The following is an 8,096-nucleotide window of genomic DNA, read 5'->3' on the forward strand; positions in this document are numbered from 1 at the left end:
GCGGCGGACAGGCCGGCGTGCCGGGCGGGCGGGGCGCCGCGCAGCCGGGCCACCTGCTCGGCGATCCGGTCGCCCGCCGGGGTCAGGCCCAGCTCGTCGGTGACCGCGAGGAGGGCGGCCAGGTGCCCGGCGAGCTGGATGTCCAGCTCCTCCTCGCGGCTGCGGTGCGGAAAGTCCGCCTCGTCGGCCGGGGTGTGGACCGAGGGGCTGCGGATCGGCTCGTACATGGATGGCCTCCCGATGATGCGTGGAACCATCCTACATTGGAATGAGTCTAAAGTTGTGCGCGGTCTGGAAGGGTGATGGCCCTAAGGCTGTCCGTAACCGTCCAGGAAGGTGCCGATCCGGGTCACCGCGTCGGTCAGGTCCTCGACCGTCGGCAGCGTGACGATCCGGAAGTGATCGGGCTCGGGCCAGTTGAAGCCGGTGCCCTGCACGACCATGATCCTCTCGGCCCGCAGCAGGTCCAGCACCATCTGCCGGTCGTCCTTGATCTTGTAGACCTTGGGGTCGAGCCGGGGGAAGAGATACAGCGCCCCCTTCGGCTTCACACAGGTCACCCCGGGGATCGAGGTCAGCAGGTCGTACGCCACGTCCCGCTGCTCCAGGATCCGGCCGCCCGGCAGCACCAGGTCCTGGATCGACTGCCGGCCGCCGAGCGCGGTGGCCACCGCGTGCTGCGAGGGCATGTTGGCGCAGAGCCGCATGTTGGCGAGGATCGTCAGCCCCTCGATGTACGAGATGGCGTGCGCCTTCGGTCCGCAGACGGCCATCCAGCCGGAGCGGTAGCCGGCCACCCGGTAGTTCTTGGAGAGCCCGTTGAAGGTCAGCACCAGGAGATCCGGGGCCAGTGCCGCCGTCGGGGTGTGGGTCGCGCCGTCGTAGAGGATCCGGTCGTAGATCTCGTCGGAACAGACGATCAGGTTGTGCCGCCGGGCGATCTCGGTGAGGCCGCGCAGCATCTCGTCGTCGTACACCGCACCGGTCGGGTTGTTCGGGTTGATGATCACCAGGGCCTTGGTGCGGTCGGTGATCTTCCGCTCGATGTCCGCGAGGTCCGGCATCCAGTCGGCCTGCTCGTCGCACCGGTAGTGCACGGCCGTCCCGCCCGCCAGCGAGACCGACGCGGTCCACAGCGGATAGTCGGGAGCCGGTACGAGCACCTCGTCGCCGTCGTCCAGCAGAGCCTGCATCGACATCTGGATCAGCTCGGAGACGCCGTTGCCCAGGTAGATGTCCTCGACGTCGAGGTCGATGCCCTTGGTCTGGTAGTGCTGCATCACCGCTCGGCGCGCGGACAGCAGGCCCTTCGCGTCGCCGTAACCGTGCGCGCCCGCGACGTTCCGCAGGATGTCCTCAAGGATCTCCGGCGGGCACTCGAACCCGAACGCGGCGGGGTTGCCCGTGTTCAGCTTGAGGATGCGCTGACCGGCCGCTTCCAGCCGCATCGCCTCCTCCAGCACGGGACCCCGGATCTCGTAACAGACGTTGGAGAGCTTCGTGGACTGGATGACCTGCATGTCCGCGAGCTTACGGCGGCGTTTCGCGAGGTGCGCGGGGATTGCTCCCGGCGTACTCCCTCCGGGGCGCCGCCCCGCCCCGCCCCGTCTTCCATCGCCATGCCCGCCGCCGCCCCGGACCGTGGGATCGCCCGGTCGGGGCGGCGTCGCGGCTTGGAAACGGGGCGTGGGCGGCCGGACCGGGTGAGATGCGCCACGCGGGGGCCCGTACCGGAGCCCCGCGCCGAGCCCGTCCGGGCCGGCGCGCCCGTTCCGGCGCCTGTCGTCCCGGCCGTCACCACGGCCGACGCGTACCGGCGCGCCCGTTCCGGCCGCCGGGGAGCGTCACTCCGGCAGCCGGACGCCCTCCGGGAGGCGGATGCCGAAGTCGTCCGCCAGGACGCGCAGCGCCTCGTCGCCGTCCTTCAGCCGCCGCTCCTGGATCGTGCCGTCGTCGGCCGTCTCCACCAGGTCGAGCCCCGACAGCGCGAGGTGGAAGCCGATCCGGGTGCGCTGCGCGTACACGGCCTGCCGGAACGGTGAGCGCGGGTGCGTCGCGATGAACCAGTTGATCACTTCGTAGTCCGGCTTCTCGTACGGGTCCAGGGTGAAGTCGTACTGCGGCTCCCACGACCCGCCCTGGTCGGCCTGGAGCTCCCACAGCGGCAGCGGACCGTGGTGCGGCGCGTGGACCAGCCGGTGGCGGCGCGGTACGTCGGACAGCTCGGCGCCCTCCACCAGCTCGATCGGCTCCAGCAGGGCCCCGGCCGCCCCGAATCCGACGTCCGCCAGATACGGGTGCGGCTCGCCCGCCACGTCCACCCGCATGAGCATGTGCGTACGGGGCCGGATGTCGCCCGGCGCGGCGCCCAGCACCACCCGGGCCGTCAGCGGCGTCACGGAGAAGCCGATCTGCCTCAGCGCGGCGGAGAAGAGGGTGTTGTGCTCGTAGCAGTACCCGCCGCGCCCGCCGTGCACGAGCTTCGCCTCCAGGTCGTCGAGTGCCAGCGACGGGGCGGAGCCGAGGACGGCCTCCAGGTTCTCGAACGGGATGCCGATCAGGTGGGCGCGGTGCAGGGACCGCAAAACCTCCAGCGTGGGGCGGGGCTTTCCGGTCCAGCCGATGCGGGCGAAGTACGCGTCGAGGTCAAGAGTCATACGCCGACCGTACGCAGCCGGGGCGCGGGCGCGCCTCCGACCACGGACCGAAGTGCGCGCCCGGACGGTCTCGGTCCCGGGACCGAGACCCCGGGTCCGCGCAGGTGGCGGGAGGTGCGGCTCGCTCAGATCTTGCTCAACTCGGGTGAGAACCCGACCGGGCCGGGTAGCGGTGGTCATATGAGCATGTTCCGGAAGCCCCAGCCCCTTGCCGTACTCGTCCTCCGGGACGCCCCCGATGTCGTCGCCGGGCTCCGGCGTGCGCTGGAGACCGCCACGGGCTCCGAGCGCCCCGGCCTGGAGCGCGCCCTCGCCCTGGCCGAGGGCGCCGCCGCGCGCCCGGACGCGGAGCTGCGCGGCCGGTGGGTGCGGCAGCGGCTCACCGCCGCCGGACACGAGGGGCCTGCGGACTCCGTGGAGGCCATCAAGATCCTGCGCCGGGCCGAGCCCGGTCTGACGCTGCTCCAGGCGGTGACGTACGCCAAGGAGGCGGAGGCGGCGGAGGCGACAGAAGTCTGAGGCGGGCGGGGCGGAAGCGGCAGGGTTGTCGGACCCGCCGCTTAGGCTGGTCGAAGGCGCCGGGGGCAACAAGTGCCCACTTTGCAGTGGGTGGTTACCTCGCGGCCGGCGGTCAGCGACCAGGCAGGGGAGGCGGACGATGCGGATCGTACGGAGGCCGGGGGCTTTCGTCTGCGGGATCGACGCGGCGATGGACGTGATCGGCGGCAAGTGGAAGGTGCTCATCCTGTGGGCGTTGAACGAGCGGACCTGCCGCTTCGGTGAACTGCGCCGGGCCGTGACCGGGGTGACCGAGAAGGTGCTCAGCTCCCATCTCAAGGAGTTGGAGGACGACGGCATCGTGCACCGCGAGGTGTACGCCGAAGTGCCGCCGCGCGTGGAGTATTCACTCACCCCCCTGGGCCTCTCGCTGAACGCCGCGCTGGAACCGCTGGGGCAGTGGGGGCGCGACCACATCTGCCGCGGTGTGGAGGAGGCCGGGGCCGACGGCTGTCACGGTGCCGAGGAGGCCGGAGTCGACGCGGGAGTCGGTGTCGCGGTCGATGCCGGAGCCGGCGCCGGGGTCTGTTGCGGGGCCGCTCCCGAGGCCGTGATGGGGCTGGGATAGCGGCAGCCGTGCCCGAGGCCGGAACCGGCCCCTTGTGAGGGGACCCCTTGTGATGACCTGACATCTGCGCCAACATGCGCATGTCAAAAGCCGGAAGATCTCCGGCCCTTGGCATCACTGGAGGGGACCCCCCACATGAACAAGCCTCTCGTCGGTGCGCTTCTCGCTGCCCTGCTCCTGGGAGCGGGTGCCGCGCCCGTCGCCGCAGCCGCACCCGCGCCGCGGACACAGGAAGCCGCGCCCAAGGCCGGCCCCGCCGCGAAGGCCGTGACCTTCGCCGGGACCGTCGCGCTCAGCAACTGCTCGGGCTCCGTCGTCCGTTCGCCCGACGCCGCCCCCACCGACCCCGCCCTCGTGCTCTCCAACGGGCACTGCATGGAGTCCGGCTTCCCGGGCCCCGGCGAGGTCGTGGTCGACCAGCCGTCCTCCCGGACGTTCACCCTGCTCAACGCCTCGGGCAGCGGTGTCGGCACCCTGAAGGCGAGCAAGATCGCGTACGGCACCATGACCGACACCGATCTCTCGCTCTACGAACTCACCAGCACCTACCAGCAGATCGAGGACAGCTACGGCATCCGGGCGCTGGAGCTGGAGACCGCCCACCCGACGGCGGGCACCGCCATCACGGTCGCCTCCGGCTACTGGAAGCGCACCTACAGCTGCGACGTCGACGGCTTCGTCCACCAGCTCAAGGAGGGCCGGTGGACCTGGAAGGACTCGGTCCGCTACACCCCGGAGTGCCAGACCATCGGCGGTACGTCCGGCTCGCCGGTGATCGACGACGCCACCGGCAAGGTGGTCGCCGTCAACAACACCGGTAACGAGAGCGGCCAGGAGTGCACGGACAACAACCCGTGCGAGGTCGACGAGAACGGCGAGGTGACCGTCCGCGAGGGCATCAACTACGCCCAGCAGACGTACAACATGGTCCCGTGCATCGGGGCCGGCAGCACGATCGACCTCACCCGTGAGGGCTGCGCGCTGCCCAAGCCGTAGCGGTAGCCCACGGTGATTCCGGCGCGCGCCGGGCGGGCCCGCCCCCTATCGGGCCCGCCGGGCGCGCGCCGCCTCGATCCCGTCCAGCAGCACCCCGAGCCCCACCCGGAACGCCTCCCGGGCCTCCCGCTCCGGATACGGCATGACCTCGCAGCCCCTCTCCGCGCCCTCTCCCGTACCCGGGTACGGCTCCACCGGCCCGTCCGCCTCCAGCCGGCTCACGGCGGGGAAGCGCTCCGCGAAGTCCGGGACCAGCTCCATCAGGGCCGCCGAGCGCGCCGCCCACCACTCCTCGTCGGAACTGCCGGTCGCCGCCGCGGCCAGCCGTGCGTCGGCCACCACCTGCGCCGACCCCCGTAGGTACGGGTACAGGGTCCCCACCAGCCGGCGCAGCGACCCCGCGTCGAGACCGGTCGCCCGCAACAGGACGACCAGCGTGTCGAGGCCCGCGTACTCGTGGGGCCCCAGCACCGGACGCGCCTGTGAGACCTGGAGCACCCAGGGGTGCCGGACGTAGAACTCCAGGATCTCCCCGGCCCAGGCGGTGAGCGCCGCCCGCCAGTCCGCCGGCTCCGGCCGGGCGGCGGGGAGTTCGGCGTGGACGGCGTCGTACATCAGGTCCAGCAGCTCGCTCTTGCCGGGGACGTAGGTGTAGAGCGCCATCGCCGTGCGCCCGAGCCGGTCGCCGACCGCGCGCATCGACAGGGCCCCCATCCCCTCCTCGTCCGCGAGCGCCACGGCTGCCGTCACGATCGCGTCGACGCTCAACCGGGGCTTGGGCCCCGGGCCGCCGCGCGTGGGGGGCGGGGTGTCCGCGCGCCACAGGAGGGAGAGGGAACGACGCGGGTCGCCCTGCCCGGCGAAGACCACCACTTGCGACTCCTTACGGCGTAAAGTAACGTCCGGCGGGTAATTCATTACGCCGTAAGTTATCAGTGTGGGAGAGAGGTCGGGCATCATGGGCCAGGCACTGCCGGTCACCTGTGTGCGGGTCACGGACGTCGAGCGGATCACTCCCCGGACGGCCAGGATCGGCTTCACCGCCGACGAGCTGCCCGGCCTGCTGGAGGACCGCCCCGACCAGCAGCTGAAGCTCTGCCTGCCGCGCGCCGGGCAGACCGTGCCCCGGCTGCCGGAACAGCACGCGGATGACCCGTACGGCATGCGCTGGTACGAGTCGTTCCTCGCGATCCCGGAGGCGGAGCGGCCCTGGATGCGCAGTTTCACCGTCCGCTCCTACGGCCGCGAACGCAACGTGATGACCGTGGACTTCGTGCTCCACGGCGAGGGCGGCCCCGCGTCCCGGTGGGGTGCGGCGGCCCGGGCCGGTGACGTCCTCGGCATGGTCGGCCCGTCCTCCCTCTACGCCCGCCCGCTGCCCGCCGCCCGGCGGATGCTCCTCGCCGGGGACGAGACGGCGCTCCCCGCGATCGCCACGGTGCTGGAGGCGCTGCCCGCCGGAGCGGGGGCCGTGGTCTTCGCCGAGGTGGCGGACGCGGGGGAGGAGCGGGAGCTGCCGTCCGCCGCCGGCGGGTCCGAGGTCCGGTGGGTGCACCGGGACCGGGGCGGCTCGCTGGCGGCGGCGGTGCGGGAGGCCGGACCGGGGCTCGACGGGGTGGACGCGGCCTGGGTGGCCGGTGAGGCCTCCGCCGTCCGGGCGCTCCGCCGCCATCTGGTGGAGGAGCGCCGACTGCCCAGGGCCGCCGTCGAGTTCAGCGGCTACTGGCGCCGCGCGCTCACCCAGGACGACGCCCCCACCGAGGAGGACCTCGCCTGGGCGGCGGAACGCGCGGCGGACGGCCGGTAGGGAGCCTTCAGGCTGCCCCGGCCCCGGCACCCGCTCCGCGGACCGCCCGGCCCGCCAGCACCGAGGTCCGCCTGCCGTCCTCGATGACGAAGCGGCCGTCGATCAGCACATGCGGGATGCCGACCGGGAGCGCGCGCGGCTCCTCGAACGTGGAGCCCGCGGCCACCGCCTCCGGGTCGAACAGCACCAGGTCCGCGCGGTACCCCTCGCGCACCAGCCCCCGGTCCGTGAGCCGCAACCGGGCGGCCGGGCGCGAGGTCAGATGGGCGACGCACTCCTCCAGCGACAGGATGCCCAGCTCCCGGACGTACCGGCCGAGATACTGCGGGAACGTGCCGTACGCCCGGGGGTGCGGCTTGTCGCCCTGGAGGATGCCGTCGCTGCCCCCGGTGTGCACCGGGTGCCGCATGATCTGCTGGACGTTCTCCTCGTGGCCCACGTGCTGGAGGATCGTCGTCCCGAGCCGGTCCTCGGTGAGCAGCCGCCGGGCGGTCACCCACGGCTCCTCGCCCCGCAGCGCCGCCGACTCCGCCACCGTGCGGCCCACGTACCCGGCCAGGTGCGGTGCGCCGACGCCGGAGATCTCGATGGTGTCCCACTCGATCGGCACACCGTGGCAGCCGTCCGAGCCCAGCACCTCCAGGTGGTGCCGGATCCGCTCCGCGCTCTCCGCGTCCGCGAGCCGGGTGAGGATCGCGTCCGGCCCGCCCTCGCTCACCCAACTCGGCAGCATGGCCACCAGCGTGGTGCAGCCCGGGGTGTACGGGTAGGTGTCGAGCGAGATGTCGGCCCCGGCGGCGAGCGCCCCGTCGAGCAGGGCGAGGAGATCCGGCGCCCTGCCCTTGTTCACGCCGAAGTTCATCGTGGCGTGCGCGAGATGAAGCGCGCACCCGGCGTTCCGGGTGAGCTGCACCATCTCCTCGTACGCCTCCAGCGCACCGGCCCCGTAACTGCGGTGGTGCGGGCAGTAGTAGCCGCCGTGGCGGGCCACCACCCGGCACAGTTCGGTGAGTTCGGCGTCGTCCGCGTACATCCCGGGCGTGTAGGTCAGCCCGGACGACATACCGACCGCGCCCTCCCGCATGCCCTGGTCCACCAGCTCCTTCATCCGGGCCAGCTCGTCCGCCGTGGCGGGCCGGTCGTCCCAGCCCACCGCGTACATCCGCACCGTGCCCTGCGGGATGAGATAGGCGGCGTTGACCGCGATGCCCCGGCCGCCGAAGTTCCGGTCGAGGCGGTCCAGATAGCCGCCCACGGTGCGCCAGTCGAAGTCGATGTCGCTCCCGTCGCCGTTCCACCCGGTGATGGAGCGCCGGACCTCGGCGAGGGTGCGGTCGTCGGCCGGGGCGTACGACAGCCCGTCCTGGCCCAGCACCTCCAGGGTGACGCCCTGCGCCGCCTTCGCGCTGTGATCGGGGTCGCGCAGCAGCGCCAGGTCGCTGTGGGCGTGCATGTCGATGAAGCCGGGGGCGAGCGCGAGGCCGTCCGCGTCCACGGTCCGGGTGGCGGT

Annotated in this window: 8 protein-coding genes and 1 pseudogene; 4 read left to right on the plus strand and 5 right to left on the minus strand. The window is 72.5% G+C overall.

Annotated elements, in window-relative coordinates:
* From HET64_RS33350 to HET64_RS33360, 3 genes and pseudogenes are all read right to left on the minus strand, one after another.
* Positions 1 to 227: pseudogene (locus HET64_RS33350) on the minus strand (hypothetical protein); the annotation flags it as partial.
* Between the two features lie 81 nt (positions 228 to 308).
* A complete protein-coding gene (locus tag HET64_RS33355) occupies positions 309 to 1,520 on the minus strand; it encodes a pyridoxal phosphate-dependent aminotransferase (RefSeq protein ID WP_215110912.1) in 1,212 nt (403 codons plus the stop codon).
* A 324-nt stretch (positions 1,521 to 1,844) separates the two neighbouring features.
* A complete protein-coding gene (locus HET64_RS33360; RefSeq protein ID WP_215110913.1) occupies positions 1,845 to 2,657 on the minus strand; it encodes an arylamine N-acetyltransferase in 813 nt (270 codons plus the stop codon).
* 180 nt (positions 2,658 to 2,837) lie between these two features.
* Here HET64_RS33360 and HET64_RS33365 point away from each other — a divergent pair, with 180 nt between their 5' ends.
* The 3 genes from HET64_RS33365 to HET64_RS33375 all read left to right on the plus strand — a co-directional run bounded on the left by HET64_RS33365 (position 2,838) and on the right by HET64_RS33375 (position 4,779).
* Positions 2,838 to 3,176, plus strand: a complete 339-nt coding sequence (locus HET64_RS33365) for a hypothetical protein (RefSeq protein WP_215110915.1) — start codon at positions 2,838 to 2,840, stop codon at positions 3,174 to 3,176.
* Positions 3,177 to 3,315: 139 nt separating this feature from the next.
* Complete coding sequence (locus HET64_RS33370) at positions 3,316 to 3,783, plus strand: helix-turn-helix domain-containing protein (RefSeq protein WP_215110916.1); 468 nt, start codon at positions 3,316 to 3,318, stop codon at positions 3,781 to 3,783.
* A gap of 135 nt (positions 3,784 to 3,918) precedes the next feature.
* Complete coding sequence (locus HET64_RS33375; protein WP_215110918.1) at positions 3,919 to 4,779, plus strand: serine protease; 861 nt, start codon at positions 3,919 to 3,921, stop codon at positions 4,777 to 4,779.
* Positions 4,780 to 4,824: 45 nt separating this feature from the next.
* Here HET64_RS33375 and HET64_RS33380 read toward each other — a convergent pair whose 3' ends face one another.
* A complete protein-coding gene (locus tag HET64_RS33380; protein WP_215110920.1) occupies positions 4,825 to 5,652 on the minus strand; it encodes a TetR/AcrR family transcriptional regulator in 828 nt (275 codons plus the stop codon).
* Between the two features lie 85 nt (positions 5,653 to 5,737).
* On the opposite strand from HET64_RS33380, the gene HET64_RS33385 reads away from it, so the two are divergent.
* Complete coding sequence (locus HET64_RS33385; protein ID WP_215110922.1) at positions 5,738 to 6,586, plus strand: siderophore-interacting protein; 849 nt, start codon at positions 5,738 to 5,740, stop codon at positions 6,584 to 6,586.
* Positions 6,587 to 6,593: 7 nt separating this feature from the next.
* Here the strand turns inward: HET64_RS33385 and HET64_RS33390 are convergent.
* A partial coding sequence (locus tag HET64_RS33390) for an amidohydrolase family protein (RefSeq protein WP_215110924.1) occupies positions 6,594 to 8,096 on the minus strand: 1,503 nt, incomplete at its 5' end.

Source organism: Streptomyces sp. McG3, from assembly GCF_018619185.1.
Classification (GTDB): Bacteria; Actinomycetota; Actinomycetes; order Streptomycetales; family Streptomycetaceae; genus Streptomyces.